This window comes from Plantactinospora sp. BB1 (genome assembly GCF_003030385.1).
In the GTDB taxonomy this organism is placed as follows: domain Bacteria; phylum Actinomycetota; class Actinomycetes; order Mycobacteriales; family Micromonosporaceae; genus Plantactinospora.
This window is the reverse complement of the sequence record NZ_CP028159.1, coordinates 7,782,802-7,808,694: the sequence shown is the minus strand read 5'-3', so window position 1 is coordinate 7,808,694 and position 25,893 is coordinate 7,782,802. Positions and strand designations below refer to the sequence as shown.

The 25,893-nt window shown below is 71.8% G+C and carries 23 protein-coding genes, 1 tRNA gene, 3 pseudogenes and 1 riboswitch; of the genes and pseudogenes, 15 read left to right on the top strand and 12 right to left on the bottom strand.

Annotation, left to right across the window (positions count from 1 at the left end; translation table 11 throughout):
- Positions 1 to 97 precede the first annotated feature (97 nt).
- Both C6W10_RS34295 and C6W10_RS34290 read left to right on the top strand, forming a co-directional pair.
- The gene (locus C6W10_RS34295; protein WP_234361520.1) at positions 98 to 1,339 is read left to right on the top strand and encodes a sensor histidine kinase; all 1,242 of its coding nucleotides are present in this window, start codon (positions 98 to 100) and stop codon (positions 1,337 to 1,339) included.
- Positions 1,330 to 1,974, top strand: a complete 645-nt coding sequence (locus C6W10_RS34290; RefSeq protein ID WP_107263163.1) for a response regulator transcription factor — start codon at positions 1,330 to 1,332, stop codon at positions 1,972 to 1,974. The genes C6W10_RS34295 and C6W10_RS34290 overlap by 10 nt, the downstream gene beginning before the upstream one ends.
- Positions 1,975 to 2,020: 46 nt before the next feature.
- Here C6W10_RS34290 and C6W10_RS34285 read toward each other — a convergent pair whose 3' ends face one another.
- Complete coding sequence (locus C6W10_RS34285; RefSeq protein WP_107263162.1) at positions 2,021 to 2,689, bottom strand: DedA family protein; 669 nt, start codon at positions 2,687 to 2,689, stop codon at positions 2,021 to 2,023.
- A gap of 203 nt (positions 2,690 to 2,892) precedes the next feature.
- On the opposite strand from C6W10_RS34285, the gene C6W10_RS34280 reads away from it, so the two are divergent.
- From C6W10_RS34280 to C6W10_RS34270, 3 genes are all read left to right on the top strand, one after another.
- Entirely contained in the window at positions 2,893 to 3,630 is a 738-nt protein-coding gene (locus tag C6W10_RS34280; protein WP_107263161.1) for a hypothetical protein, read from the top strand.
- A 135-nt stretch (positions 3,631 to 3,765) separates the two neighbouring features.
- A complete protein-coding gene (locus C6W10_RS34275; RefSeq protein WP_107263160.1) occupies positions 3,766 to 5,109 on the top strand; it encodes a hemolysin family protein in 1,344 nt (447 codons plus the stop codon).
- Positions 5,106 to 6,161 carry a hemolysin family protein gene (locus tag C6W10_RS34270; protein WP_107263159.1) on the top strand — a complete coding sequence of 352 codons (1,056 nt, stop codon included), beginning with the start codon at positions 5,106 to 5,108 and terminating at the stop codon, positions 6,159 to 6,161. Before C6W10_RS34275 ends, C6W10_RS34270 begins: the two co-directional genes overlap by 4 nt.
- Here C6W10_RS34270 and C6W10_RS34265 read toward each other — a convergent pair.
- Complete coding sequence (locus C6W10_RS34265) at positions 6,158 to 8,143, bottom strand: N-acetylmuramoyl-L-alanine amidase (RefSeq protein WP_107263158.1); 1,986 nt, start codon at positions 8,141 to 8,143, stop codon at positions 6,158 to 6,160. The two genes, C6W10_RS34270 and C6W10_RS34265, sit on opposite strands and share 4 nt — an antisense overlap.
- A 286-nt stretch (positions 8,144 to 8,429) precedes the next feature.
- Positions 8,430 to 8,570: riboswitch (cyclic di-AMP (ydaO/yuaA leader) on the top strand.
- Positions 8,571 to 8,708: 138 nt separating this feature from the next.
- On the opposite strand from C6W10_RS34265, the gene C6W10_RS34260 reads away from it, so the two are divergent.
- On the top strand, positions 8,709 to 9,623 hold the full coding sequence (locus C6W10_RS34260; protein WP_234359538.1) for an NlpC/P60 family protein: 915 nt from the start codon (positions 8,709 to 8,711) through the stop codon (positions 9,621 to 9,623).
- A gap of 99 nt (positions 9,624 to 9,722) precedes the next feature.
- On the opposite strand, the pseudogene dcd reads toward C6W10_RS34260, so the two are convergent.
- The 3 pseudogenes from dcd to C6W10_RS34250 form a co-directional block, all read right to left on the bottom strand.
- Positions 9,723 to 10,001: pseudogene (dcd, locus tag C6W10_RS34255) on the bottom strand (dCTP deaminase); the annotation flags it as partial.
- Between the two features lie 195 nt (positions 10,002 to 10,196).
- A pseudogene (locus tag C6W10_RS39820) lies at positions 10,197 to 10,910 on the bottom strand (LAGLIDADG family homing endonuclease); the annotation flags it as partial.
- Between the two features lie 123 nt (positions 10,911 to 11,033).
- Positions 11,034 to 11,339 (bottom strand): annotated as a pseudogene (locus C6W10_RS34250) (dCTP deaminase); the annotation flags it as partial.
- Positions 11,340 to 11,449: 110 nt separating this feature from the next.
- On the opposite strand from C6W10_RS34250, the gene C6W10_RS34245 reads away from it, so the two are divergent.
- Positions 11,450 to 12,034: a pyridoxamine 5'-phosphate oxidase family protein gene (locus tag C6W10_RS34245; RefSeq protein WP_107263156.1), complete on the top strand. Its 585-nt coding sequence runs from the start codon at positions 11,450 to 11,452 to the stop codon at positions 12,032 to 12,034.
- A 1-nt stretch (position 12,035) separates the two neighbouring features.
- Here C6W10_RS34245 and C6W10_RS34240 read toward each other — a convergent pair whose 3' ends face one another.
- A complete protein-coding gene (locus tag C6W10_RS34240; protein ID WP_107263155.1) occupies positions 12,036 to 13,052 on the bottom strand; it encodes a zinc metalloprotease in 1,017 nt (338 codons plus the stop codon).
- A gap of 212 nt (positions 13,053 to 13,264) precedes the next feature.
- Between C6W10_RS34240 and C6W10_RS34235 the strand changes: the two genes are divergently transcribed.
- A tRNA-Gly gene (locus tag C6W10_RS34235) sits at positions 13,265 to 13,338 on the top strand.
- 313 nt (positions 13,339 to 13,651) lie between these two features.
- Positions 13,652 to 14,044, top strand: a complete 393-nt coding sequence (locus tag C6W10_RS34230) for a hypothetical protein (RefSeq protein WP_107263154.1) — start codon at positions 13,652 to 13,654, stop codon at positions 14,042 to 14,044.
- Between the two features lie 158 nt (positions 14,045 to 14,202).
- Here the strand turns inward: C6W10_RS34230 and C6W10_RS34225 are convergent, their stop codons facing one another.
- The 3 genes from C6W10_RS34225 to C6W10_RS34215 all read right to left on the bottom strand — a co-directional run bounded on the left by C6W10_RS34225 (position 14,203) and on the right by C6W10_RS34215 (position 17,384).
- A complete protein-coding gene (locus C6W10_RS34225) occupies positions 14,203 to 14,721 on the bottom strand; it encodes an AAA family ATPase (RefSeq protein ID WP_107263153.1) in 519 nt (172 codons plus the stop codon).
- A gap of 285 nt (positions 14,722 to 15,006) precedes the next feature.
- Entirely contained in the window at positions 15,007 to 15,870 is an 864-nt protein-coding gene (locus C6W10_RS34220) for a hypothetical protein (protein ID WP_107263152.1), read from the bottom strand.
- Positions 15,870 to 17,384 (bottom strand): phenylacetate--CoA ligase family protein, encoded by a 1,515-nt coding sequence (locus tag C6W10_RS34215; protein ID WP_107263151.1) that lies wholly within the window; start codon positions 17,382 to 17,384, stop codon positions 15,870 to 15,872. The genes C6W10_RS34220 and C6W10_RS34215 overlap by 1 nt, the downstream gene beginning before the upstream one ends.
- A gap of 240 nt (positions 17,385 to 17,624) precedes the next feature.
- Here C6W10_RS34215 and C6W10_RS34210 point away from each other — a divergent pair, with 240 nt between their 5' ends.
- The 3 genes from C6W10_RS34210 to C6W10_RS34200 all read left to right on the top strand — a co-directional run bounded on the left by C6W10_RS34210 (position 17,625) and on the right by C6W10_RS34200 (position 21,255).
- Positions 17,625 to 20,273, top strand: a complete 2,649-nt coding sequence (locus tag C6W10_RS34210) for a tetratricopeptide repeat protein (protein ID WP_107263150.1) — start codon at positions 17,625 to 17,627, stop codon at positions 20,271 to 20,273.
- Between the two features lie 98 nt (positions 20,274 to 20,371).
- Positions 20,372 to 20,764, top strand: a complete 393-nt coding sequence (locus C6W10_RS34205; RefSeq protein WP_199853375.1) for a helix-turn-helix domain-containing protein — start codon at positions 20,372 to 20,374, stop codon at positions 20,762 to 20,764.
- Positions 20,765 to 20,847: 83 nt separating this feature from the next.
- A complete protein-coding gene (locus C6W10_RS34200; protein ID WP_107263149.1) occupies positions 20,848 to 21,255 on the top strand; it encodes a VOC family protein in 408 nt (135 codons plus the stop codon).
- Positions 21,256 to 21,369: 114 nt separating this feature from the next.
- On the opposite strand, the gene C6W10_RS34195 is transcribed toward C6W10_RS34200, so the two are convergent.
- From C6W10_RS34195 to C6W10_RS39815, 3 genes are all read right to left on the bottom strand, one after another.
- Complete coding sequence (locus C6W10_RS34195; protein ID WP_107263148.1) at positions 21,370 to 22,659, bottom strand: D-alanyl-D-alanine carboxypeptidase family protein; 1,290 nt, start codon at positions 22,657 to 22,659, stop codon at positions 21,370 to 21,372.
- 185 nt (positions 22,660 to 22,844) lie between these two features.
- Complete coding sequence (gene bla, locus C6W10_RS34190; protein ID WP_107263147.1) at positions 22,845 to 23,807, bottom strand: class A beta-lactamase; 963 nt, start codon at positions 23,805 to 23,807, stop codon at positions 22,845 to 22,847.
- Positions 23,808 to 23,867: 60 nt separating this feature from the next.
- Positions 23,868 to 24,011: a CGNR zinc finger domain-containing protein gene (locus C6W10_RS39815; protein WP_199853793.1), complete on the bottom strand. Its 144-nt coding sequence runs from the start codon at positions 24,009 to 24,011 to the stop codon at positions 23,868 to 23,870.
- Here C6W10_RS39815 and C6W10_RS38150 point away from each other — a divergent pair.
- The 3 genes from C6W10_RS38150 to C6W10_RS34175 are packed head-to-tail and all read left to right on the top strand — an operon-like array spanning position 23,989 to position 25,888.
- Entirely contained in the window at positions 23,989 to 24,168 is a 180-nt protein-coding gene (locus tag C6W10_RS38150) for a hypothetical protein (protein ID WP_199854119.1), read from the top strand. The two genes, C6W10_RS39815 and C6W10_RS38150, sit on opposite strands and share 23 nt — an antisense overlap.
- A 45-nt stretch (positions 24,169 to 24,213) precedes the next feature.
- Entirely contained in the window at positions 24,214 to 24,579 is a 366-nt protein-coding gene (locus C6W10_RS34180) for a YciI family protein (protein WP_107263145.1), read from the top strand.
- 52 nt (positions 24,580 to 24,631) lie between these two features.
- Positions 24,632 to 25,888, top strand: a complete 1,257-nt coding sequence (locus tag C6W10_RS34175) for an RNA polymerase sigma factor (RefSeq protein WP_107263144.1) — start codon at positions 24,632 to 24,634, stop codon at positions 25,886 to 25,888.
- Positions 25,889 to 25,893: the final 5 nt, after the last annotated feature.

Sequence of the window (25,893 nt, the reverse complement as noted above, 5' to 3'; positions counted from 1 at the left end):
CCGGCCGATGGCCGGCCGGTGGTCCCGGGTCGGGCAGGTGGCTGCGGAGTTCCGCCGCCGGCAGGCTGTGGAAAACCACAACGGTAGCCTTCGACACGTGCCGCAGCAGGGGATCGGGACCACGGACGCGCTGCCGGGCGGGTCGGAGGAGACCGCCGGCCGGGTGCCGTCGTGGGACCGTCCGGAAAGCCGCCCGTCCTGGTGGTCGTTCCGTACCTGGCTGCGGGTCGCCACCGGGGTGCTGCTCGGCGCCGTCACCGCGACGGTCAGCCTGGGGCACCTGGTCGGTACGCTGCTCGGCCACGCCGTGCCGGCCCGCTTTCCGCGACCCCGGCGGTGGCTGGGCGGGCTGGCCCGCCGGCTCGCCGAGTACGACCGGCGACGGGTCGAGCGGTACTTCGGCGACAGCCCCGCAGGTGTGATCACCGACGCCCGCGCGGTGGGCTACCTCGCCGCCCGGCTGCCGGTCGGGGTACTCGGCGGGATCGTGCTGGGGATGATGCTGTACGGCGCGGTCGTGGCCTGCGCCGTGGTGGTCGGCTGGGCGATCGGACGCCCGGTCGACGAGATCGAGGCCACCCCGCTGATCGTGGTGTACTTCGGCGTCTTCGCCCTGGTCCTGCTCTTCCTCGCCGTGCAGGGGGTGCTCGGCGTCGCGGCGCTGGACCGCCGGCTGGCCCGGCGGTTCCTCGGGCCGAACGGCCGGGAGGCGCTCGAACGCCGGATCACCGAGCTGGCCACCAGCCGGGCCGGGGTGGTGGCGGCGGTGGACGCGGAGCGGCGCCGGATCGAGCGGGACCTGCACGACGGCGTACAGCAGCGGCTGGTCGCGCTCGGCATGCTGGTCGGCCGGGCCCGCCGGGCCACCGACCCGGCCAGGGCGGCGGAGCTGCTGCGGCAGGCGCACGAGGAGTCCGGCCGGGTGATCGACGACCTCCGCGAGGTCGCCTGGCGGGTCTATCCGACCGCGCTGGACAACCTGGGGCTGGCCGACGCGCTGGCCCGGGTCGCCGAGCACGCCGGGCTGCCGGTCCGGATCGACCACCGGCTGACCGTCCGGCCGGCGCGGGCGGTCGAGACGGCCGCGTACTTCGTGGTCTCGGAGGCGGTCACGAACGCCGCCAAGCACTCCCGGGCCAGCCGGGTCGACGTCGAGGTCGCGGTCCGGGACGGCCGGCTGGTCGTGACGGTCGTCGACGACGGCGTCGGCGGGGCCGACCCGACCGGCGGCGGCCTCTCCGGGCTGGCCCGCCGGGTCGCCGCCCTCGACGGCCGCCTCCGGGTGGCGAGCCCGGTCGGCGGCCCCACCACCGTCGTCGCGGAGCTGCCATGCGGGTGATGTTGGCCGAGGACTCGACCCTGCTCCGGGAGGGGCTGGTCCGGCTGCTGGCCGAGGAGGGGCACCGGGTCGCCGCCGCCGTGGGGGACGCGACCGCCCTGGTCGCGGCCGTCACGGCCGATCCACCGGAGGCGGTGGTGGTCGACGTACGGATGCCGCCGACGCACACCGACGAGGGGCTGCGCGCCGCGCTGGAGATCCGCCGCCGCTGGCCGGCCGTCGGGGTCCTGGTGCTCTCCCAGTACGTCGAGAAGCGTTACGCCGTGGAGCTGCTGACCAGCCAGAGCGGCGGGGTCGGCTACCTGCTGAAGGACCGGGTGGCCCAGGTCGGCGAGTTTCTCGACGCGCTGGCCCGGGTGGCTGACGGCGGGGCCGCCTTCGACCCCGAGGTGGTACGCCAACTGCTCGCCCGGACCAGCCACACCGACCCGCTGAGCCGGCTGACCGTACGGGAACGGGCGGTGCTCGACCTGATGGCGCAGGGGCACACCAACGCCGCCATCGCCGGGCAGTTGCACGTCTCGCAGAGCGCCGTCGAGAAGCACGTGAACGCGATCTTCGACAAGCTCGACCTGGCGCACGTCACCGGCTACAGCCGGCGGGTGCTGGCGGTGCTCCGCTACCTGGGCGGCTGACCGGACCCGGGCCGCCGGGCGGGGGCGACCCGGGCCGGACGCCGGGTCACATCCGGTGGCGGCTGCGCGGCCGGTCGCGCCGGGAGAGCCGGGAGAGTACGAACCAGCCGACCGCGAGCGCCACGGCCACGATCACCACCTTCTGGAAGAGGCCGGCGTACTCCTCGACCAGGTGCCAGTTCTCGCCGAGCAGATAGCCGGCCAGCACGAAGGCGGTGTTCCAGATCAGGCTGCCGAGGGCGGTGCAGAGCAGGAAGGTGCCCAGGCGCATCCGTTCGATGCCGGCCGGGATGGAGATCAGGCTGCGGAAGATCGGGATCATCCGGCCGAAGAAGACCGTCTTGACCCCGTGCCGGACGAACCACGCCTCGGTACGGTCCACGTCGGCGAGCTTGACCAGCGGCAGCCGGGCGGCGATGGCCCGGGTACGTTCCCGGCCGAGCAGCGCGCCGACGTAGTAGAGCGCCAGCGCGCCGACCACCGAGCCGAGGGTGGTCCAGAAGATCGCCGACCAGAGGCTCATCTCGCCCCGGCTGGCGGCGAAGCCGGCGAGCGGCAGGATGATCTCGCTGGGCAGCGGCGGGAAGAGGTTCTCCAGCGCCACCGCCAGGCCCGCTCCGGGGGCGCCGAGCGTGTCCATCAGGTCGGTCGCCCACTCGGCGATCCCGCTCAGCGGGGTGGGTTCGGCGGCCATCGGAGCCGTATCATCGATCATGAATCCGACGCTAGCCGGTGCCACCTGTCCAAACCCTGTGGAGCGGCGCCCGATGATCCGCCGGGCCGCCACAGTCACGGACTGCGGTGAACCACATACGGCGTTCGTTCGTACCTGTCGATGTTGGACCGCCGCGCGGCGGTCTCCAACCAGGCGATGGTGGCCGACGACGGCCCCTCAGACCGCGAGGAGGCGGGCGCCGCGTGGCGGAAAGCGCACCACACCGGATGGCGGCGGAGTCGAGCGGCCGGCACCGCAGGACCGGGTCGGCCGACCGGCGGGACCGGTCGGGTCGGCGGCTCCGGCTGATCTCCACCGTGGGGCTCGGAGTCGGGCTGCTGCTCCTCGCCATCCCGTTCGGGGCGGAGACGCTCCGCACGACGCTCTGGGGTGGCGGGACCGAGCCGGAGGTCGGGGTACCGGTGGCGGTGGCCGACCCGCCGACACCGGGATCGCCGGTGGCCGAGCCGACCCCGGACGCCGCGCTGCCGACCGGTACGCCCGGCGCGACCCCGACGGCGACTCCCGGCCCGACCTCCCGGGCCGGCGGTGCTCCGGCGTCGCCCCCACCCGCACCGTCGACGCCGGCGCGGCCACCGCTTCAGGGAGCGGGAGCGGCGGTACCGACGCCGCCCCCGACGACCGCCCCGCCGTCCTCGCCGGCCGCACCGCCGCCGCCCCCACCGCCCGCCCAGCCGGTGCTGCTCGGCCCGGACGGCCGGGACGGGCTGGCCCGGATGATGGACCGCTACTGCGACGAGCACGTGGGCGGGGCGAGCTGGGCGGACACCCGTGGCGACGGCTGGGAGTGCGAGCGGCTGCTGCTGTCGTCCCGGGCCATCGACATCGACCGGGCCTGCCGGGACACCTACGGCGACGGCGCGTTCGCGGAGAACCGGGAGGGCCGGGACCCGTTCGGCTGGCGCTGCTTCCGGCGCTGAGTCCCGGGGGCCGACCGCCCCGCGCACCGGGCAGCCGTCGCCTGGTCGGGCCGGTACTGTGCTCGATATTCGCGGGCGGGACGCAACCACGGTCGAGGTGAACCCATCATCGACGCCCTACTCCTCAGCACCCTGTTGCCGCTGGCCGGCTTCGTCCTGTTGACCGGCGGCAACGCGTTCTTCGTCGCGGCCGAGTTCGCGCTGGTCACCGTCGACCGGGCGGAACTCGACCGGCGGGTGGCCGGCGGCGACCGGCGGGCCGGTACGGTCCGCAAGGCGCTGCGGGAACTCTCCTTCCAGCTCTCCGGCGCGCAGCTCGGGATCACCATCACCGCCCTGCTCACCGGCTATCTCGCCGAGCCGGCGCTGGCGAAGCTCTTCGCCCCGCTGCTCCGGCCGGTGGCCGGGGAGAACACCGGACGGGTCACCCCGCTGCTCGCGCTGGCGCTGGCGACGCTGCTGTCGATGCTCTTCGGCGAGCTGGTGCCGAAGAACGCCGCGCTGGCCCGGCCGATGCCGGCGGCGCTGGCCACCGCCGGGCCGATGCGGGCCTTCTCCCGGATCTTCGGCTGGCTGATCCGGGCCCTGAACAACTCGGCCAACTGGCTGGTCCGCCGGCTCGGCGTCGAACCGCAGGAGGAGTTGGCCAGCGCCCGGTCGCCGGAGGAACTCGGCCTGCTGGCGGCGATCTCCGCGCAGGCCGGGGCGCTGCCCCGGGAGACCGCGATGCTGCTGCAACGGACGATCCGGTTCGGCGACAAGCGGGCCGCCGAGGCGATGACGCCCCGGGTCGACGTGGTCGCGTTGCGGGCCAGCGCCTCCGTCGCCGAGCTGCTGGCGCTGGCCCAGCAGACCGGCCGGACCCGGTTCCCGGTCTACGAGGAGACCGTCGACCTGGTCACCGGGGTGGCCGGGGTCGTCGACGCGCTCGGCGTACCACCGAACCGGCGGTCCTCCACCACGGTGGCGGCGGTGGCCCGGGAGCCGGTGTACGTGCCGGAGAGCCTGGACCTGGACGGGGTACTCGCGGCGCTGCGCGGCGCCGGTGCGGACCTGGCGATCGTGGTCGACGAGTACGGCGGCACCGACGGCGTGGTCACCGTGGAGGACCTGGTCGAGGAGCTGGTCGGGGAGATCGCCGACGAGTTCGACCCGGTCGTCGACGGGTTCACCCCGGACCCGGCCGGCTCCGCCGGGTCCGGAGTGGAGGATCCGGTCGAGTTGACGGTGCCGGGCGGCGAACGCACCGTGCTGGTCGACGGGGTGCTGCGCGAGGACGAGCTGGTCGAACAGGTCGGCTTCCGGCTGCCCGAGGGCCCGTACGAGACGCTGGCCGGGTTCCTGCTGGCCCGGTTCGGCCACATCCCGGTGGCCGGCGAGACCGTCGAGGAGCAGGGCTTCGAGTTCACCGTGGTCGAGGTGGTCCGGCACCGGATCGAGCAGGTCCGGGTGGTCCGGCCCGAGGACGCCGCCGAATGAACCTGCTGGTCACCCTCGGGCTGCTGCTCGGCAACGCCTTCTTCGTGGGCAGCGAGTTCGCGTTGATCGCGTCCCGGCGTACCGTGCTCGAACCGCTGGCGGCCGGGTCGAAGCGGGCCCGGTGGGCGCTGTCGGCGATGAACCAGATCCCGCTGATGATCGCCGGCGCCCAGCTCGGCATCACCATCTGCTCGCTCGGCCTCGGCGCCATCGCCGAGCCGGCCCTGGCACACCTGCTGGAGGAGCCGATGCACGCCGTCGGGCTGCCGGACCGCGCGGTGCACCCGGTCGCCTTCGTGATCGCGCTCGGCGTGGTGGTCTTCCTGCACACCGTGATCGGTGAGATGGTGCCGAAGAACATCACCCTGGCCGGGCCGGAGCCCTCCGCGCTCTGGCTCGGGCCGGCGATGCTGGCGTTCTGCGTGGCGACCAAGCCGCTGCTGCTGGCGATGAAGTGGGCGTCGGCCCGGATCCTGCGGCTGTGGCGGATCGAGGCCGCCGACGCGGTGAAGACGGTCTTCACCGCCGAGGAGTTGGCCGGGCTGGTCTCGCAGGCGCGTACCGAGGGCTTGCTCGGCTCCGAGGAGCATGCCCGGATCACCGGCGCGCTGGCCCTGAACCGGCGTACCGCCGCCGACGCGCTGCGACCCTGGGCCACGGTCACCACGGTGGCCGAGGACGTCTCTCCGGCCTCCCTGGAGGTGCTGGCGACCCGTACCGGCCGGTCCCGGTTCCCGGTGGTGCAGCGGGCCACCCGCCGGGTGCTGGGCTTCGTGCACGTCAAGGACGTCCTCGGGTACTCCGGTGCGGCCCGCCGGGCGCCGGTGCCGACGGAGCTGCTCCGGCCGCTGGCCGTGGTGCCGCCGGAGCGCAGCCTCGCCGACCTGCTGCTGTCGATGCGCCGGGAGCGCCGGCACATGGTGCTGGTCAGCGACGGGCGGGTGCCGATGGGGGTGGTCACCCTGGACGACGTGCTCACCGCCGTCGTCGGGGCGGCCACCGACCCCACCGGCACCGCGCAGCAGCCGGCGCCGGCCGCCGGTCAGGTCTAGCCCGGCGCGCCGATCGGCGACGGCAGCAGTCGTACGTCGTCGGCGTTCACGAACATGATCCGGTGGCCGAACTGGATCTGGACGTACCGCAGGTCGCCCCGGATCACCGTCCAGTCACCGGGTGACGAGCCGTCGAAGGTGGTGGCCCGGTAGTACTCGCTGGGCAGGATGTTGCCGACGGCGTAGCGCTGCCCGGCGGCGAGGGTGTACTGCAACGGCGTGACCGCCTGCACCGGCACGCCGGCCGGGTAGGCGTCGGCCTCCGGGTACGCCCGGCCGTACACCGGGATGGTGGCCCGGCCCGGCTTCGGCGTCGCGACCAGCCCGACCGTCCACTTCGCCGTGGGGTTGCTCCTCGGGTTGTGGAACCACGCCTTCTGCCCGAGATACCAGATCGCGGTCCAGTCGCCCTGCCGGCCGGCGAGCGCGTAGGTCTGCCCGGCCGAGGCCCGCGCGCCGTGGTCGGAGATGTGCATGGTGTTCGGGGTGCCGTCCGGGCGCAGCGCGATGTCGTTGACCAGCGGCGCGTCGGCGGCCGGGGCGCTGCGCAGGATCACCGACGAGGAGCCGCGCGACGGGCAGGGCACCCCGGCGGTGTCGCAGCCGGTGAAGGCCGGCCGGTTGGTGGCGAAGTCCGGGTCGATGGTGACCAGGCCGGCGGCCGGGATGCCGATGCCCCGGAACGGTGCCTTCAGCAGGTCGAAGTAGTGCGACCAGTCCCAGTACGGGCCGGGGTCCCAGTGCATGCCGCGCACGTTCGCCGGCAGGATGCCGGGTACGTTGTCGTGCCCGATGATGTGGTCGCGGTCGAGTGGGATGTCGTACCGGTCGGCGAGGTAGCGGACGAGCTTGGCGGAGGTCCGGTACATCGCCTCGGTGTACCAGGTGCCCTGGGCGGCGAAGCCCTCGTGTTCGAGGCCGATCGCCTTGGCGTTGACGTACCAGTTGCCGGCGTGCCAGGCCACGTCCTTGCCCAAGACATGCTGCGCGATGTGCCCGTCCGCCGAGCGGAGCGTGTACTGCCAGCTCACGTAGGTCGGGTCCTGCACCAGCCGCAGCGTGGTGTCGTAGCTGCCCTCGGTGTCGTGGATGACGATGTATTCGATCTTCTGCCGGGCGGGCCGGTCGGAGAGGTCGTGGTTGCCGTAGTCGCCGTCCCCGAACGCCTGGTAGGGGGCGGGGATCCACTCGCAGGAGATGTCGCGCGGGCACTCCAGCCCGTCCGGGCGGGGGGTGCCGGGCAGGCCGAGCCGGTCCAGCCAGGAGCGCTGCGGGGCGAGCCCCGGTCGGCCGGGCAGGGTGATCCGGTGGCCGTCGTCGGTGGTCCGGCTGGCGCCTTCGGCGATGGTCCGGTACACCTCGTCGGCGAAGGCCGCCGCGGCGTCGGCGCGGTCGCTGCCGGCGTACCGGGCCACCGCGCCGTACCAGGCCGCCGGGTCGCTGGCCGGGCCCGTCGGCGCGGCCAGCGATTTCTGGTACGACGCCAGCAGCGCCGCCCCGCCCCGGATGTTCGCCGCCGGTTGCGAGCGGAGCAGGTGCTCGTCGACTCCGGTCAGCGCGACGGCGGCGTCCAGGGTCTGTCCGCCGGGCGGCGCGTCGGCGCTCCGGTCGAGGTGTGGGCCGGCGGGTCCGGGTGCCGGGCGGGCGGGTCGGGCCTGGTCGCCGCGTCGGTCCTCACCGTGCTCGGGGTGCTCCGGCCCGGTGGCCAGCCCGGCGACGTCGGTGAGGTGCATCGGGCCGTACCCGCCGCTGGTGCTCGGCGTGCCGGCGTTCGTGTCCCAGCGGGATTCCAGATAGGAGACGCCGAGCAGCACACTTTCGGGTACGCCGAACTCGGCCGCGGCGGCGGCGTACTCCTGTTGCCGGCTGTCGGCGGACGCGGCGGTGGCGGGCGCGGGGCTGGCCGGCAGCAGCGCGGCGGCGCCGACGACTGCGGCCCCGATCGCGATTCTCCTGCTCAGCGGCTGTTTCGTGGGAAGCATCGAACCTCCATGAGCCGGGGGTGGGCCTGCTGATCACCCTCCACCCGGGACCGGTGCTGGTCAATACCTGCCGGCCAAGGTCGTCACTATGTAGGAATCTTTCACATATACCGAGTGTGATCGGCGGGTTCGATCCTTCGGTTCGGGGGTTCGAATGCTCCCACCGTCAGCGACCGATCCGATACATAACGAATCGACTCAGATCACGGGGTTGCGTTTGGATAACACCCTTCTCTAAGGTTGGGGACCGTCGAGCCGACGGCAGGCCGCCTAGCCGGGCGGCGACGTCTCGACACCGCCGAATCGTCACACTCAGCGAACCGGGGACCCGAGCTTCATGGGGTGAATCCGCGTCTCACGCGGTAGGGCGACAATCTTCCCGCCCGAACCCGTCAGCTAACCCGGTAGGCGGGCTACGGAAGAAGGAGTACGGACCCCGGTGGCTCCCCCTGCCCCGCCGCGGTCGCCATCCCTCCGATCGGCCTCCGCCGACGCCGGGAACGCGAAACCGCGCCCTCGAAGGTCCATTCTCGCCATCGCCCTCACGGCCCTGGCCAGCGCCGCCGTGCTGTTCACCGGCACGACGCCGGCACTCGCCGAACCGTCGGTGGCCGAGATCGAGCAGCAGATCGACACCGCCTGGCGCAAACTGGAGCCGGTCGTCGAGAGGCACAACGCCACCCGGCAGGACCTGACCGCGAAGAAGAAGCAGGCCGCCGCCCTGCAGAAGAAGATCGCCCCGCTCCAGTCGCAGATCGACGCCGCGATGAACCGGGTGAGCGACTTCGCCGTGGAGGCGTACAAGGGCGACAAGGCGTCCGCGGTCAACGCCCTGCTCACCACGAAGTCGCCGACCGCGCTGGTCGGCCAGCTCTCGGTGCTCGACCAGTTCGCGCGGCAGCAGCAGCGCGAGGTGCAGGCGGTCGTCGACCTCAAGAACAAGTACGCCGCCCAGAAGGCCCCGCTGGACCGGTTGGTCAGCCAGCTGACCAAGACCGAGGCGGAGCTGGCGGCGAAGAAGAAGGAGATCGACGCCGAGGTCGAGCGGTTGCAGAAGCTGCGGATCCAGGCGTACGGGAACGGCTCCGCCGGCCCGCTGCGGCCCGCGCCCTGCCCGGCGACCTACCCCGGCGGCCCGGCCGGCCAGGCGGTCAAGTTCGCCTGCGCCCAGATCGGCAAGCCGTACAAGTGGGGTGCCGAAGGCCCCAGCTCGTACGACTGCTCCGGCCTGACCCTGGCCGCCTGGGCGAAGGGCGGCGTCGGGCTGCCGCACAACGCCCGGGCGCAGCGCGGGCAGGTGAAGTCGGTCAGCCGCTCCCAGCTCCGCCCCGGTGACCTCGTCTTCTACTACGCCGACCTCAGCCACGTCGGCATGTACGTCGGCGGCGGATGGATCGTGCACGCCTCCCGGGCCGGTGAACCGGTGAAGATGAAGCGGATGGACGACGGCGAGATCCACAGCTTCGGCAGACCCGGCTGACGTCTCCCCGATCGACCGTGTCAACGGAGGAACCCCCGTCGCGCACCTGCGGCGGGGGTTCCTCTATTCGGTCCGTGTGGCCGCCGCGCGGGCGGGGCGTCAGCGGGTGGGCCAGGTGCGCCAGTTCTGCCAGGAGCGGCTCGGGGTGGGGCCGCGCTGCCCCTGGTAGCGCGACCCGTAGACCGCCGACCCGTACGGGTGGGCGGACGGCGACGAGAGCCGGAAGATGCAGAGCTGGCCGATCTTCATCCCGGGCCAGAGCCGGATCGGCAGGTTGGCCACGTTCGACAGCTCCAGCGTGACGTGCCCGGAGAACCCGGGGTCGATGAAGCCGGCGGTCGAGTGGGTGAGCAGGCCGAGCCGGCCGAGGCTGGAGTTGTGGGTCGGCACGAACGTCCGGCCGGCGAGGAACATCCCACGCGGATCCGCCACCTGGATGCAGCGGACCGGGACGGACTCCACGGGCCGCACGTCGTCGACCGCACGGAAACGGTGGAACCGGCCAGCCTTCTGTCGTGCGAGCTTCCGGGGCAGCCGGAAGACCGGTAGGTGTGGCGTGAACTTGACCTGGAACGCCACCCCGCACTCCACGCCGTTCAGGACCGCCCGCTTCTTCCGTTTCACCGGCCTCAGTCCGAGACTTGCGGCGAGTTCGACCACCGCGTCCGCAAGCCTTTCCTTGGTGCTGACGAACTCACAGCGGCCCAGATCGTCGATGTGGCCGTCGGTGTCCATGAGGCCCTGCAACAGCGCGGTGCGCTGGTCGACATCGGCCGTGAGGTACTCGGCCGGCACATGCTTGTTGCCGACGACGCCGAGTTGTTTGAGCAGGCTCGACAACGACCCGTTCGCCGAATACCGACCGCTGCTGGCGTCGCGTGTGTGGCCTACCCCGCCGATCCGGTACCGGTAGCGACCGCTGACCTTCGAGACCGGGTAGCCGGCACGTCGGATCTCGTCGAGAATCGATTCGTCGGCGCAGGTGAACTCGGCACTGTCCGATGTGCCGGCGCCGAGCCACGCACCGAGAACATAGGGGTCCACGAGCAGGTCACGGGTGGGGTAATGGACCGGCTCGGTGACGTGGATATGGTGGTTTCGCTCCTTGTCACCGTAGCGAAGATCGCCGGCAATCTCGGCGGTCGTCCGAACCGAGCCGGCCGCGAGCGTGCCGCGGGCGATGTACTTGCGCTCCAGCTTCGTGGTGGTGATCCACCGATGATCGGCGTCGGCGACGATCGACTCACCGTCCGAGAAACTGACCCGGAAGCAGGGACGGTTGGTCATCACGTCAGTCGCAGCCACGATCCGTACCGGTTGGCCCCGATCATCGAAGACGAGATCGCCCACCCTCAGGTCGCCCATCTCCCGCCACCCTGCCGGAGTCGGGATGGGCGTGTCCACGGCCAACGCCTTTCCCTCCAGCCGGCCCGCGAGCTGGTCGCCGAGCGAGATCACCTCCAGGGTGGAGGCGAGCACGAACTCACCCGGGTGCAGCACGAACGGCTCGCCGTCCGGCACGTCGACCAGCGAGGTCAGCTCGTCCTGCTGCACCGCCGGGTCGATGTGCGTGTAGAGGTGGTTGTTGAAGACCCGGAAGAGCCGGTCCAGGCGTACGTCGATGCTCGACGGCTGCACCAGCGCGGGCTCGAACGGCTCCAGCGCGAGGGTGCCCGCCTTGATCTCGATCACTAGGTCGTGGTCGGAGAGCAGCACCGGATCACCTTAGCGGTCGGGTGCGGCCGGCTGGCCGCGACCTCGCCGAAGGGTGGGATCGGGGTGGGTTCGGGGTAGGTGATCGAACATGTGTTCGATAGAATGTACCCATGGCATCCTGGTCCGAATTCGCCTCTGACGAGCCTCGACTCGCCGACGCGATCCGCGTCCTCATCCAGCAGTACGGTCCGGGTCTCGGCTACCTGGCGACCGTGCGCGCCGACGGTGGGCCGCGGGTGCACCCGGTGTCCCCGGTCATCACCGACGAGGGACTCTTCTGTTTCGTCGTCGACTCCCCGAAGCGGCGCGACCTCGAACGGGACGGGCGCTACGCGCTGCACTCCTTCCCGCCCGAGGACAGCGACGACGAGGCCTACGTCGCCGGTCGGGCCCGCCCGGTGACCGACCAGGCCCGGGTGGACCAGCTCGCCGGCAACCTGCGGGCCGCACCGCAGGTCGACTGGCGGCTCTTCGAGTTCACCGTCGACGTGGCGATGGTGGCCCGGCACGGCAGCAACGGTGCCACCCCGCTCGCCGCCGGAGACCGGTCCGAGCGCCCTGCCGTGCAGGTCTGGCTCGACCCGGCCGGCGCCGTCACCACAGGCGAGGGCGTTGCGGGCGGAGGCGCCACCGCCGGGCCGAAGCGACGCGGCCGGCGCCGGGCCGTCGAGGCGGAACCGGTCCCGACACCGTGACCTACGGCTCCCGGAACGCCTTCCACGCCTTGAGCATCCGGAACACCTGACCGTACGTGAACTCGTACATACAGGCGTCGACCGAGTAGTCCATGAAGTTGTGGATCGGGTCGAGACCCGGCTTCGTCGTGCAGGTGTCCCGTCGCTCCGGGCAACCGAAGGCCGGCTCCGCCTCGGCGGGCGTGTCGTAGACGTGGTCGCCCTGACCGGAGCAGCCCTGCTGGAAGGTGTGGTAGAGGTTCAGCCAGTGCCCGACCTCGTGCGTCGCCGTGTCCCCCGCGTTGTACGGTGCCGCCGTGCCGCCCGGCAGCGACTCGGCGAGCACCACCACCCCGTCGTACGGGTCGAGTTCGCGTTGCGGGAAAGTAGCCCAGCCGAGCAACTCGTCGTCCAGCAGCCCCGTGTAGATGTTCAGGGTGTGCTTGCCGCCGACCCGCAGCGCACGCTTCATCTGCGTCTCCGCCGGGCTCTCCGCCACGATCGGGTACCAGGCCGGATTGACCACCCGGTTCACCTTCTTCAACCTGAAGTGGAACGGCGTCCAGGCCCCACCGGTACGCCCACCGAAGGCGTCGTTCAGCACCCTCAGTTGGGCCTGGATCAGCGACAGTGGGATGTCCCCGTCCGCCCGGGTCCGCTTCTCGCTGACGACGTGGAACACCACGTCGATGGTGATCCTGAGCTTGCCCGGTACGCCCAGCGGCGCCACCCCGACCCGTTGTGCGTACGCCGAGTCGACCGCTCGGTCCAGTTCGGCGGCCTCGGCCGGGGTCAGCTCGTTGGGCTCGGCGGCGTGCGGCGCCCCGGGTCTGGCCTTGGCGTTCGGTGTCGCGCTGCTCGGTGTCACGGCGCTCGGGTGGCCGCTGGTCGTCTCGGCGCAATCCGGTGCGCCGGTTCGCCCGGCCGAGCCCGGAGGCGCCGCCACCGCCGGGCCGGCTCCGAGCAGCAGGACGAGAAACATGCTCGCCATGCCGGTCAAGCCGGAACGCGACGACAACCACAGTCCACGAAACGCCATTGCCACACCCTTTGCTTTCGGAGAGTGGCTCTGCGATGACACAGAGCCATAGTTGCAGGTGAGGCGGACGTTACTAGCTGCGGTCAGCGTTGCAAACGAGGCGACGCGGCGTGGTTCGCGTGGGATCTGAAGGCGTGACAGGCCGGTCCGGCCGTACCCGGGGGGAGGGTGAGTGCATGATCGGACCCGACCGGGTACAGTGGGGTCCGCTCGCGGGTGTAGTTCAATGGCAGAACATCAGCTTCCCAAGCTGACAGTGCGGGTTCGATTCCCGTCACCCGCTCCAACCCGAAGGCCCTGGTCAGAGGACATCTCCTGACGCTGGGCCTTCGTCGTATTCGATCTCTATCCGGGCGTCGTGCCCCTGCGTGCCCCTCCGGTTTCGCGTGCCCTTCCGCGCCCTCCGTCGCGTCGCCGGCCGGGTCGGCGGGCGCCTGGTTCTGGTCCCCGTTGCCGGTGTCGTCGGTGGGCTTGCGCGCGTCCTCGACGAGCTTGCTCAGCGCGTCGGCGATAGGCGGTCGCTGACAAAAGACGGCCCTCATCCAATGCGTGGACCCTCGACCGAACTTGATGTCGGCACAGGGCGGCACACTGCCGGCATGAGCTACGACCTTGCGGTGTGGGAAGGTGCTCCTCCGGCTGACGATGTCGACGGCGGCGTTGTGTACGAGCGGCTCTATCAGGAGTTCATGGAGGACGAGACGTTCGATCCGACCCCGCGCATCCGGGTCTACGCTGCGGCGCTGGCCGAGCGCTGGGCCGAGCTGACTGGCGGTGCGACGTCTGAGTGGGGTCCCCTGCTCGACGACGCATCCGGGCCGATGATCTATCTGACGATGCCCTACGGCAGATCGAGGGAGTTGTCAGCCGAAGCTGCCAGACTGGCCGCTGAGCACGGTCTTGTCTGCTACGACCCTCAGTGGGAGCACCTGCGGCCTGCCGACGAACAGCACGAAGACGCCGGGCCATCCACGGGCCATGAGCCGGTATAACTCCAGGCCGAACCAGCTCCATCCCAGAACCGCGTCGACCAGGGGAAACGCTGTACCAGGACCCAGGCTGGTCCAAATGTCGTCGCCCCGCGTACCCTTGCCTGTCCTCCGTCGTGTCGCCGGCCGGATCGGCGGGCGTCTGGCGGGTAGGCCGAGGCTCAACTCCTCACGGCCTCTGCGATCTGCAGGGCGGCCTGGGCGGGCGTGAGCTGCGCGGTGTCGACGACCTCGGCCTCGTCGTGTAGCCACGTGCGAGCCGCCTCCGCGTATGGCTCAAGGTATCTGAGGCGGAACGGGGAGGGGATGGCGTGTTTCCCCGCGATCCGCCGACGGAGGGTGTCCTGGTCAGCGTGGAGGACGAAGTGCCTCACCGGGATGGCATGGTGGGCGAGGCCCGTACTGATCTCGCGCCAGTACTGCTCGACCAGGACAGTCATGGGAATCACCAGGGTGCCGCCGGTGTAGTCGAGTACGCGGCGGGCGGTCTCGACGACGAGTTGTCGCCATGGCGGCCAGTGCTGGAAGTTGTCCGTCGCAGGCAGCCCCGGCGTGATGTCCATGAGTGTCTCGCCGACCTTCTCGGCGTCGAACACCCGTGAGTCCGGGAGCAGTTGCTGCACGAGTGCACTGGTCGTCGTCTTGCCTGCGCCGTGGGTGCCGTTGAGCCACACGATCATCGAACCGAAGCTACCCGTGGCGCGTTGCCGGACGGAAGGCGGTCGAACCCGTCGCCGAGCCCGCGCATGGCGAACGCCGGTTGCCCGCACCCTGCGGGCAACCGGCGTCTGTTGTCCGGGCCGTTACCGGTCTCAGGTCGACTTGCAGAGCGAGAAGCCAACCGCCGAGAGCGCGGTGAGCGCGTACCGGCAGTACTGCAGGTGCACCTTGATCATATTTACACCTCCCTCAGTCTCCGAGTCCGATGGCGACCTGGTGGTCGCCGTCCATGGGCGGGGGCGCGGTCATGTCGCGGCCTGCGAGGTGAGGGGTTCGGCCCGCAGGTACTCGACCGTCGTTCGCTCCCGACCACCCGCGCGCCGTCGCCACCAGAAGTACTGGCCGACGACGAGCGGACCGATGACCACCATCGCCGGGATGGTCGCCGTCACCACTCCGGTGACCAGCAGCGCGAAGAGGATCGGCGGAATTGTCAGGCCGAGGACGAGCGCGACCAGTCCAGCCGCCCGCCCGTAGGCCTTGCGCATCACGAGTGGAAAGACCGTCAGGATCAGGACGTCACCGAGCCCGATCCGCAGGCCCGTCGCCAGGTTGCCCAGGTCCCAGCCGATGATCGGTACGAGCGGTGCGGTCGCGAGCCGTTCCATCACGTCGGTCATGACGGAGAGTTGCCACGTCGCGATGACGTCGTACCCGGTCAGCGCGGCGGCCAGCAGCGCGATGTCCCGGGCCTTCGCGCCGCTCTGCGCCCACAGGTTGGTCGCCCCGACGATGGCGATGACCATGACCAGGTTGTTCACGACCAGGAACGACGTGGCCGTGACCCCGTCGAGGACGCCGAGTGCGATGTCGGCCCCGATCAGCACCAGACCGACGGTGAGGGCCAGCCAGCCGTACCGCAGCATCGGCTCGAGGGTGACGTACATGGTGGCGAGGGTGCCGACGGCGAGGACCACGGTCACCACGGCGATCGGCAGGTTCAGGTAGAGGTACGGCAGCAGGACGAGAAGCGCGAGGAGGATCGCGATGTCGCTGCGCGTGACCACGCCGATCGGGGGCCGGTCCACTGTGAAGCGTCGGTAGAACCACCAGCCGGCGATCGCGGTGGCGGCCACGATGCCGATGACGACGTAGAACGACGTGGGCATCACGGCCTCCCGTTCACGCCCGCGAGGGCCGGTTGGGCAACCGGCTTCCGGGTCGGGGCCTTGGGCTTCTCCGCGAGCTTGGCCATCGACCCCTCCCGCAGGTCGCAGCGCAGCGGTCGCGGATGTTGGAGGTCCGCGCGGTCGGTGATGACCCGGAGGTCGCGCAGTGGTACCCCGCGCTCCTCCAGCGCGGTGCCGATGGCCTCCCGGGTGGCCGCGTCGTCGGAGCGGGCCACCACCTCGACGGCGACGCCGCCGGGGACCGCCCAGAAGCCGTACCGGGCGGGCAGCACGACCGCGTCGACCGAGTCCAGGGCCTCCACCACGTCCCGGACGAACACCCAACCGTCGTCGTGCCGTACGGCCAGTTTGAGCTTGCCGAGCAGATTGGTACTGGCCGGGATGCGTCGCATGTCGCAGGTCAACGGACCCGTTACCGGTCGGACCACGTCCTCGGTGTTGTAGCGCAGCAGCACGGTGGTGTCCCGGAACGGCGGCAGCGGGGTGGCGACGACCACGCCCGGTTCGTCCGCCCCCACCGGCCTGCCCGTCCCCTCCAGGTCGAGGAACTCGGCGAGTCCGACCGCCGGCTCGTAGTGCAGGTGAGCCTGGTTGCAGAGATTGGCGCCGAACGGCATCAGCTCGGTCATCCCGTAGTTCTGCAGCAGGGTGATCGGGCCGAAGACCTCCTGGGCGCGGCGTTCCAGGCCGGCGGTGATGATCTCGCCGCCCATCAGGATCCGCTCCAGACCGAAGTCGTTCGGCTGGTAGTTGCCCTCCCGGGCAGCCTCGATCAACTGGCCGAGATACGACGGGTACGTGGACATCACGCTCACGTACGGCTTGTGCCGGGGCAACCGGTGCCGTTCGGAGAGCAGCGCGAGCGTGTGCTCGGGGCTGACCAGCCCGGCGGCGTGCATCACCGCGCCGATCGCCCCGGCGGCGAACGACACCCCGTGCACGCCGAGCCGCGCCCTGGTGCTGATCGACACCTGTACGAAGTCCTCGGGAGTGATGATCTCCCGGTTGAGGAAGGTGATGGCCGAGAGGACGCCGATCAGGTGGTACTCGTCGTCGGAGAACCACACCGTGGTGGGCCAGCCGGTGGTACCCGTGGTGGTGCTGCGGTGATGCGGCCGGGCTCCACTGCGGACGAAAGCCTCGGGGTCGTCCCGGAGCGCCTCCTTCGGTGTGACCGGCACCGACGCGATGTCGTCGAACTGGATGCGGCGCGGATCGAGCCCGGTGCGCTGGAACACCTCGGCGTAGTACGACGTCTCCCGGGCGGCCCGTACCGCCTGCTCTCGGAACCGCCGGCTCTGTACGACCTTCCGGGTTTCCTCGTCCAGCGAAGGTCCGCCGAGCATGTCCCCGCCGGCGCTCGTGATCGGGCCGAGTTCCTCGTACGTGGCCCGCATGGCGGTCATGATTCGGTCGAGGGAGCGCCGGTGGAAGGGTCTGTTGAACACCATGGAGGTACCGAAACGCAGGGTCGCCCATGCGGTTTCTAGCATCTGTGCTCCTTGACTGGCCCGGGGGTGAGCTGCCTTGGCGGAGGCGGTCACAGCGTCTTCGGCGGCCGGTCGGCAGCCGGCGCGGACGTCCTGTCGGCATCGACCTCCTCCGGAGGGCTGGCCGTGAGAGTGCTGACCAGTGCATTCATCAAAGGCGGCCGGTCCCCGCCGGTCCAGGATCTTGAACCGGACGTTCTGCCGGACGTACGGTTGTGCTACTGGTGACTGGACGGGGGTCAGATGGCACCAGAGACGGAGTTCGCTGCGCTGCTCCGGCAGCACCGGCTCGACCGCCGGCTGACTCAGGAAGAGCTCGCCGAAGGGTCGGGGATCAGCTCCCGTTCCGTCCGGGAGATGGAACGCGGCCGAGGGCGCAGCCCGCGACCACGGACGGTCGAGCGGCTGGCGACGGCACTTGCGCTCACCGGGACCGCCCGAGACGAGTTCGTCCTCGCCGGACGTCTGCTCTTCTGGGCCAATCGGCCCGGCCAGCTGAGACCCGACCAGCCCAACACCGGCCAGCCCAACACCGGCCAGCCCACTCTCGGCCAGCCCAACCCCGGTGAGCCCAACACCGGACAGCCCAACCCTGGACAGCCCAGTTCCGGCCGGTCGCGGGTAGCTGCCCCGATCGCCGCCGCCGCACCGCGGCAGCTACCCGCCGACCTCTCCGACTTCGTCGCCCGCGAGGACGAGGTCGGCCTGCTCCGCCGGGTGCTCGCACCGACATCCGGAGCCGCGAGGCTGGTCGTCATCTCCGGGCCGTCGGGCGTGGGTAAGACGGCGTTGGCCGTACACGCGGGGCACTCGCTCGCCGGCAGTTTCCCGGACGGACAGCTCTACGCGGCGCTGCGGGACACCCAGGGCCAACCGGTCGATCCTGCCGAGGTGTTGGCCTCTCTGCTGCGGGCGCTCGGCGCCGACGGTTCGGCACTGCCGACCGGGCTGGACGCCCGAGCAGGTTTGTTCCGGACGCGGCTGGCCGGGCGACGCGTCCTGCTCCTCCTCGACGACGCGCACGGCCACCGTCAGGTCGAGCCGTTCCTGCCCCCCGAGGGCACCGCGGTCATGGTGACCAGCCGTCTATCGCTCACCGGACTCTCCGGCGTGACCGCGATCGACCTGCGACCACTCCCCACCGCCGCCGCGATCGACCTGCTCTGCCGGGTATCCGGCGGGGACCGGGTGCGGAACGAACCAGCCACCGCCGAGATCGTCGACGCCTGTGGCGGGCTGCCACTCGCGATCCGGATCGCCGGGGCGCGGCTCGCCGCTCGCCCGCACTGGACGGCGGGCATGCTCGGCAAGCGGCTCGCCGACGAGCGGCACAGGCTCGACGAACTCCGGCACGGTGACCTTGCCGTACGGCCGGGTCTCCAGCTCGCCTACCAGGGGCTGACACCGGCCGCCGCCCGGGCGTTCGCACTGCTCGGCGGGCTGAACGTGCCGACGTTCCCCGGCTGGCCGGTCGCCACCCTGCTCGATTCCTCCCCGGACGTCGGCGCCGCCGTACTCGAAGAGTTGCTCGACGCCCGGTTGCTGGACGCGCTCGGTCCGGACCAGGCCGGTCAGCTGCGGTACCGGTTCCACGAGCTGACCCGGCTGTTCGCGCGTGAGCGCCAACAGGACCGGATCAGCCGCGCCGAATGGGCGGGCGCGCTGGAGCGGACCGTGTCGGGCTGGCTGGCTCTCGCCCGCAACGCCCAGGACCGACTCGACTGCCGGAGATTCCACCTCGACGACCGGAGCCATCCGGCGGTCGACGTCGACCAGCGGGCCGTCGCCGTCGCCACCGGCCGGCCCGTCGAGTGGTTCGAGGCCGAACGGGAAGCGCTGGCTGCCTTGGTGCCCGCCTCCGCCGAGGCCGGCCTGGCCGCCGTCACCCGGGCCCTCGCCGGATGCAGCGCCGACTTCTACCAGCTACGTGGCTACTACGACGACTGGCGTCGGGGGATGCTTGCCGCGCTGGACTGCTGCCGGAGGGTCGGCGACCGGCCCGGCGAGGCGCTGGTGCTCCGCGGGCTCGGCAGTTGCCTGGTCGAACTCGACGACCCTGACGCGGCGCTGTCGACGCTGCGGGCGGCACGGGTAGCCGCGGCGAACCTCGGCGACGAGGCCGGGGCCGCGATGACGGGTAGGGACATCGGCTTCGTCCTCGGCCTGACCGGCCGGCTCGCCGAGGCCGAGACCGAGCTGCGCGCTGCCGTGGCGGCACTGGGACGGGTCGGCGAGCGCCGGACCAGGGCCCTGACCCTCACCAGTCTCGGGTTCGTGTTGCGGCAACGCGGCGACACGGACGAGGCGCTACGGGTGATCCGGGATGCGATCGCGATCGCCCGGTCGTGCCGGGACAGGTTTCTCCAGGCGTGCGGCCTGCGCGGCCTCGCCGGTGCGCTGCTGGCCGCCGGCCGGGACGGCGAGGCGGAACAGCCGGCCAGGAAGGCCGCCGAACTCTTCGCGCGGATCGGCGATCCGATCGGTACCGCGCAGAGCCTGCGCGCCGTGGGGGAGGCGCTGGCACACGACGCCAGCCGCGCGGCCGAGGCCCAGGAGGCGCTGGCCAGCGCGGTGGTCATCTTCCGCGACCGGGGTAACGACTGGGGCCTCGCCCTGGCGGAGTTGAGTCTCGGCGAGATCGAGGTACGCCGTGGCGGGGCAGGCGCTGTCGGCCGTCTCCGCCGATCCCTGCGCTACTGGACCGACCAGCAGGTGCCGGTGCTGCGGGCGCGGGCCCTCGTCGCCCTCGCCGCCGCGGCGGAGTCGACGGGCGATCCGGCGGCCCGGGGACTCCTGATGGAGGCGTACCGGCTCTACCAGGAGCTGGGAGTACCGGAGTCGGCCGAACTCGCCGAGCGGCTCGGTATCGACGTACCGGGCCGGATGCGCTGACGAGGCGGGTCCGACGTACCGGGCCGGACGCGCTGACGAGGCGGGTCCGATCGCGGGCTGCCGGACGTCACGGGGCAGCACCGTGGTGTGATGGAGCCGTGCGCCGTGCCGTGGAGGAGAGCAACCGCCGGATGCTCCGGGCACGGGACGCGATGGACCGGGCGTACGCGCAGCCGTTGGACGTACCGGCGCTGGCCCGGATCGCGCACGTCTCGGAGGCGCACTTCGCGCGTACCTTCCGGGCGACCTTCGGCGAGACGCCGCACCGCTACCTCCAGCGGCGTCGGGTCGAGCGGGCGATGTTCCTGCTCCGGGAGACCGAGCGCAGTGTGACCGACATCTGCTTCGATGTCGGCTTCGGCAGCCTGGGCACCTTCAGCCGTACGTTCCGGGACATCGTCGGCCGCTCGCCGAGGGCGTACCGGAAGGAGACGGTGGCGGTCGACGTCCCGACCTGCTTCACGATGGCCTGGATGCGGCCGAGTTCCTGACCGCGCTGACCTGCCGGTACGCCCCCGCACACTGATCAGTTTTGGATAAGTTTTCGGCCGGCCCCGGCCGTAGCGTGAGGGACATGTTCAACAGCATCACGCACTCGCAGATCTACGTCCTCGACCAGGACGAGGCCCTTGACTTCTACGTCGGCAAGCTCGGCCTGGAGGTCAACACCGACACCGATCTCGGATTCATGCGCTGGCTCACCGTCAACATCCCCGGCGAGCCGGAGCGGCAGATCCTGCTGACGACGCCGGGCCCGCCGGTGTTGAGCGAGGAGACGGCGCAGCAGGTCCGCGAGCTGGTCACCAAGGGGGCCACGGGCGGCTGGCTCATCTTCAGTACCGACGACTGCCGCAAGACGTACGAGACGCTGTTGGCCCGGGGGGTCGAGTTCACCGAGGAGCCGACCGAGCGCCCGTACGGCATCGACTGCGGCCTGCGCGATCCCTTCGGCAACAGCATCCGCTTCACCCAGCCGAAATAGTGGCCTATCCGCCATCCACGGCAGGCCCCGGCCGGGACACGCGTCCCGACCGGGGCCTTCGACGTTCGCAGACCCGATCGCACCAACTGACCGACCGGGACGGTACGGCGCCGGTCAGCGGTGCCGGCGGATCCGCTCCCAGTTGCTCGGCGGCGCCAACCGCGCCCCGCTGTGCAGTGCGCCGGTGACCGGAGCACCCTCACCGGCGACCGCGGTCAGCTGGCCGTGCGCGGTCTGCGCCGGCAGCCGGGCCGGTACGGCCGGCACGTCGACGTCCAGGCGTACCCGCATGCCGGGCCAGCCGACCACGGCCAGGTCTTTGCCGGCGTGGATCGTGGTGCCGGTGCCGAGCGGCCCCCGCACGGTGGCGACCTGGTCGCCGGCCCGGACGACCGGATGCACCCCGAGCGCGGCCGTGGCGGTGCGCACCAGCGGACGGGTCGCCTTGAACACCCGGTCGAGCTGCACCGGAGTGTTCGCGCCGGGTTGCCCGAGGACCGCGCCCACGATGGTGATCTTCTTGCCGCCGACCTTGACGACGGCGGCGAAGACGAGACAGCCGCCCGCCTCGTCGGTGGAGCCGGTCTTGATCCCGACCACGCCGTCCCGGCCGACCAGCGAGTTGTAGTTCTGCACCGTGCCGGCGACCGGCAGGGTCGCCTTCTTCTGCGCCACGATCTCCGCGAACGCCGGCAGTTCCATCGCGGCGCGGGCCAGGATCACCTGGTCGACGGCGGTGCTCACGGTGCCCGGATCGAGGCCGGACGGGTCGGTGTAGTGGGTGTCCTTCATCCCGAGCGCGTCGGCGGTGGCGTTCATCTTCTCGACGAACGCCGGGACGCTGCCGGCGTCCCAGGCGGCGAGGATCCGGGCCATGTTGTTTGCCGAGGGCAGCAGCACCGCCTGGAGTGCCTGGCGTTCGGTGAAGACCGCGCCCGCGACGACCGGCACCAGGGATTCACCCCGGGCCAGCTCCGCCGGGTACGCGGCGGCCTGCGCGGCGCTGACGGTCAGCTTCGGCCCGTGTTCGCCCCGGTCGAGCGGGTGCTCCCTGAGGATGACGTACGCGGTCATCACCTTGGTCACGCTGGCGATCGGCACCGGTTCGCTGCCGCCCGACGTGCCGAGCGAGCCGACCGGATCGACCGAGAGCGCCGCCTGCCCGGTCCTCGGCCACGGCACCACCGGCGCCCTGCCGGGAATGGTGGTCGACTCGGGCAGGGTCCGGGTGACGGCCGCGGCCGGCAGCGGGTCGCGCAGCGGCGCGATCGCGAAGAGCGTACCGCCGGCCAGGAGCACGATCAGCAGTCCGCTGATCAGTAGCCAGTGGCTGCGGGTGCGACGCCGCTTCGGCGGTGGAGGCGGCACAGGTTCGAGTACCTGGGTCGTCGCGGAGTCGAGCATCGGTGAAGATTCCCCCCGTGTGGCACGCCGGCCCGCCGCACGGCGCGGCCGGTGCGCTGCTGTCGGTTTCGCCGCGCCGGGTGCGCCCCGGCAGGTCGGGGCAGCAGATCGCGCGGTCGAAGTAGTGCATTGTCGCACCGCGCGGCAACCGCCCGGTCGGGCCGGCGAGCCGGCGGGCGGCCGGCTCAGCCTCGGCTGAGGGTCGCCACGGCGTACTCGGTGGCCCTGGCGATGATCGCCTGGTCGTGGTCGGCGTCCCGGGCGGCCCTGCTGGACATGATCGCGATGACCAGCGGCGGGGAGTTCGGTGGCCAGACGACACCGATGTCGTTGACCGTGCCGTAGCCGCCGGTCCCGGTCTTGTCGGCCACCGTCCAACCCTTCGGCACGCCGGCCCGGATGCGCCGGGCGCCGACGCTGGTGGCGTTGCGTTCCAGCAGGTCGCGGAGGAAGGCGCGCTTCTCGGGTACGAGCGCGTCGCCCAGCAGGATCTTCTGGTAGTCGGTGCCGATCGCCCTGGGGGAGGTGGTGTCGCGCGGATCTCCCGGGGTCGCCTGGGTGATCGCCGGTTCGATCCGGTCCATCCGGGTGACCGTGTCGCCGAGACTGCGCGCGTACGCCGTCAACTGGGCCGGCCCGCCGAGGTCCCGCACCAGCAGGTTCCCGGCGGTACCGTCGCTGTACCGGACCGCGGCGTCGCAGAGTTGCCGGATCGTCATCCTCCCCCGGTCGACGTGTCGCCTGGTGATGACCGCGTTCGCCGTCAGGTCACGCCTGGCGTACCGGACGACGGTGTCCAGGTGGGTCAGCGGGTTGCGGGCCAGTACCGCCGCCGCGGCGAGTCCCTTGAACGTGGAACAGAACGCGAACCGCTCGTCCGCCCGGTGCGCGACGACGGTGCCGGTGCCGGTGGCGAGGGCGTACACCCCGAGCCGCGCGTCGAACTCGCGCTCCAACCGGAGCAGCTGGTCGTGCCGGCGTGGCGGAGCGGCGGTGGCCGGAGACGTGCTGGCCGGGGCCGTGCTGGGCGGTGGAGCCGAGGCGTGCGGCGGTGCTGTCGTGGTGTCCCTCGCGCAGCCGGCCAGCGGCGCTAGCGCGACTGCGCCGAGCAGGGCCCGGCGGGTGACGGTCGGACGCGATGGTGCCATTCTGCTTTCCCCCGTTGCTGAGTTGCGCGGGCGGCGGGCCGCCCGTGTTCCGTGCGGCCGTCAGCGGGCCCGTTGCCGGTGGACGCGCATCGTGGCCCGGCTGCCGCAGATGCCCATGGTGCACCATCGGCTCCGGCCGGCCGGGCTGCGGTCGTAGTGGAGCCAGCGGCAGCCGTGCGCGGTGCGGGGGGTCGCGGTCGGCACGCTCGGGCTGGTCGTGTCCGCCCTGCCGCTGCTCGGCCGCCGGCTCCGTACCCTGACCGGCCCGCAGGATGCCAGGGTCGAGGCCGGGCGAGGCGAGGCGGACGTCACCCCGCGCCGCGATGTAGAGGATGCCCGGCCGGCACCGTCCGTATGGTGACGACGTGCCGACGGGGTACGCGGAGACGGAAGCGGAGGACCAGAGGTGAAGTACCTGCTGCTGATCTACGGCAACCAGGAGAAGTGGGACTCGATCCCGGCCGAGTCGTGGCCGGCGGAGATCGCCAAGCAGGACGAGTTCAACCGGCGTTACCACGAGACCGGTGAACTGATCGGCGGGTACGGCCTGGCCGACGCCGCCGCTGCCCGGCTGGTACGCCGCGCGGGCGGTGCCCCGACCGTCACCGACGGGCCGTACCTGGAGACGAAGGAGTACATCGCCAGCTTCTACCTGCTGGACTGCTCCAGCGAGGCGCGGGCGTACGAGATCGCCGCCGACCTGCCCTGGGCCGACCAGGAACCCGTCGAGGTCTGGCCGATCCTGCACGAGTCCGTCGCCGACCTGGCGTGACCGGTCACCGAGGCGGCAAGCGGGTGAGCGTGCACCGGGACGGCGAGGAAGGGTGAGCGTGGATCGGAGGATCGAGGACCTGCTGCGCGAGTTGGCGCCGCAGGTCCTCGGCACGCTGGTCCGTCGCTACGGACGGTTCGACGCGGCCGAGGACGCCACCCAGGAGGCGCTGCTCCGGGCCGCCCAGCACTGGCCGACCGAGGGGATTCCGGACAATCCCCGGGGCTGGCTGGTGACGGTCGCCGTACACCGGTTGCTGGACGAGTTGCGCAGCGAGGCGTCGCGGCGGCGCCGGGAGGACGCGGTGGTCGCGGCGACCCCGCAGGCCGAGCTGTTGGGCCGGCCGGCGGACGCCGACCCGGGTACGGACCGGGACGACTCGCTGACCCTGCTCTTCCTCTGCTGCCATCCGGCGCTCTCGACGGCCAGCCAGATCGCGTTGACGCTGCGCGCGGTCGGCGGCCTGACCACCGGGCAGATCGCCGCCGCGTTCCTGGTGCCGGAGGCGACGATGGCGCAGCGGATCAGCCGGGCCAAGCAGACCATCAGGGCCAGTGGACTGCCGTTCGCGATGCCGGACGGCCGGGACCGGGGCGAGCGGCTGGACGCGGTGCTGCACGTGCTCTACCTGGTCTTCAACGAGGGCTACACCGCGTCGACCGGGCCGGAGCTGACCGCACCGAGGCTCTCCGACGAGGCGCTCCGGCTCACCCGCTGGCTGCGCCGGCTGCTGCCCGACGACGCCGAGGTGGCCGGGCTGCTCGCCCTGATGCTGCTCACCGACGCCCGCCGGCCGGCGCGGACCCGTCCGGACGGCGCTCTGGTGCCGCTGGCCGAGCAGGACCGGAACAGTTGGGACCGGGAGCGGATCGCCGAGGGAATCGCCTTGATCACCGAGGTGCTGCCCCGGGGGTCGGTCGGGCCGTACCAGGTGCAGGCGGCGATCGCGGCGCTGCACGACGAGGCCGAAGACGTCGACCAGACGGACTGGCCGCAGATCCTCGCCCTCTACGACCTGCTGGAACAGCTCGCGCCGAACCCGGTGGTGACGTTGAACCGGGCGGTCGCGGTCGCCATGGTGCAGGGCCCGGCCGCCGGGCTGGCCCTGCTGGAGACCCTCGCCGCCGACCGGCGGATGGCGACCCACCACCGGTTGCTCGCCACCCGGGCCCGGCTGCGGGAACTCTCCGGCGACCCGGCCGGGGCGGCGGCCGACTACCGGGAGGCCGCCCGGCGGACGGCGAGCCTGCCCGAGCGCCGCCACCTGACCTCCCGGGCCGCAGAGCTGGACGCCCGGCGGGGCCCCTGACCGGG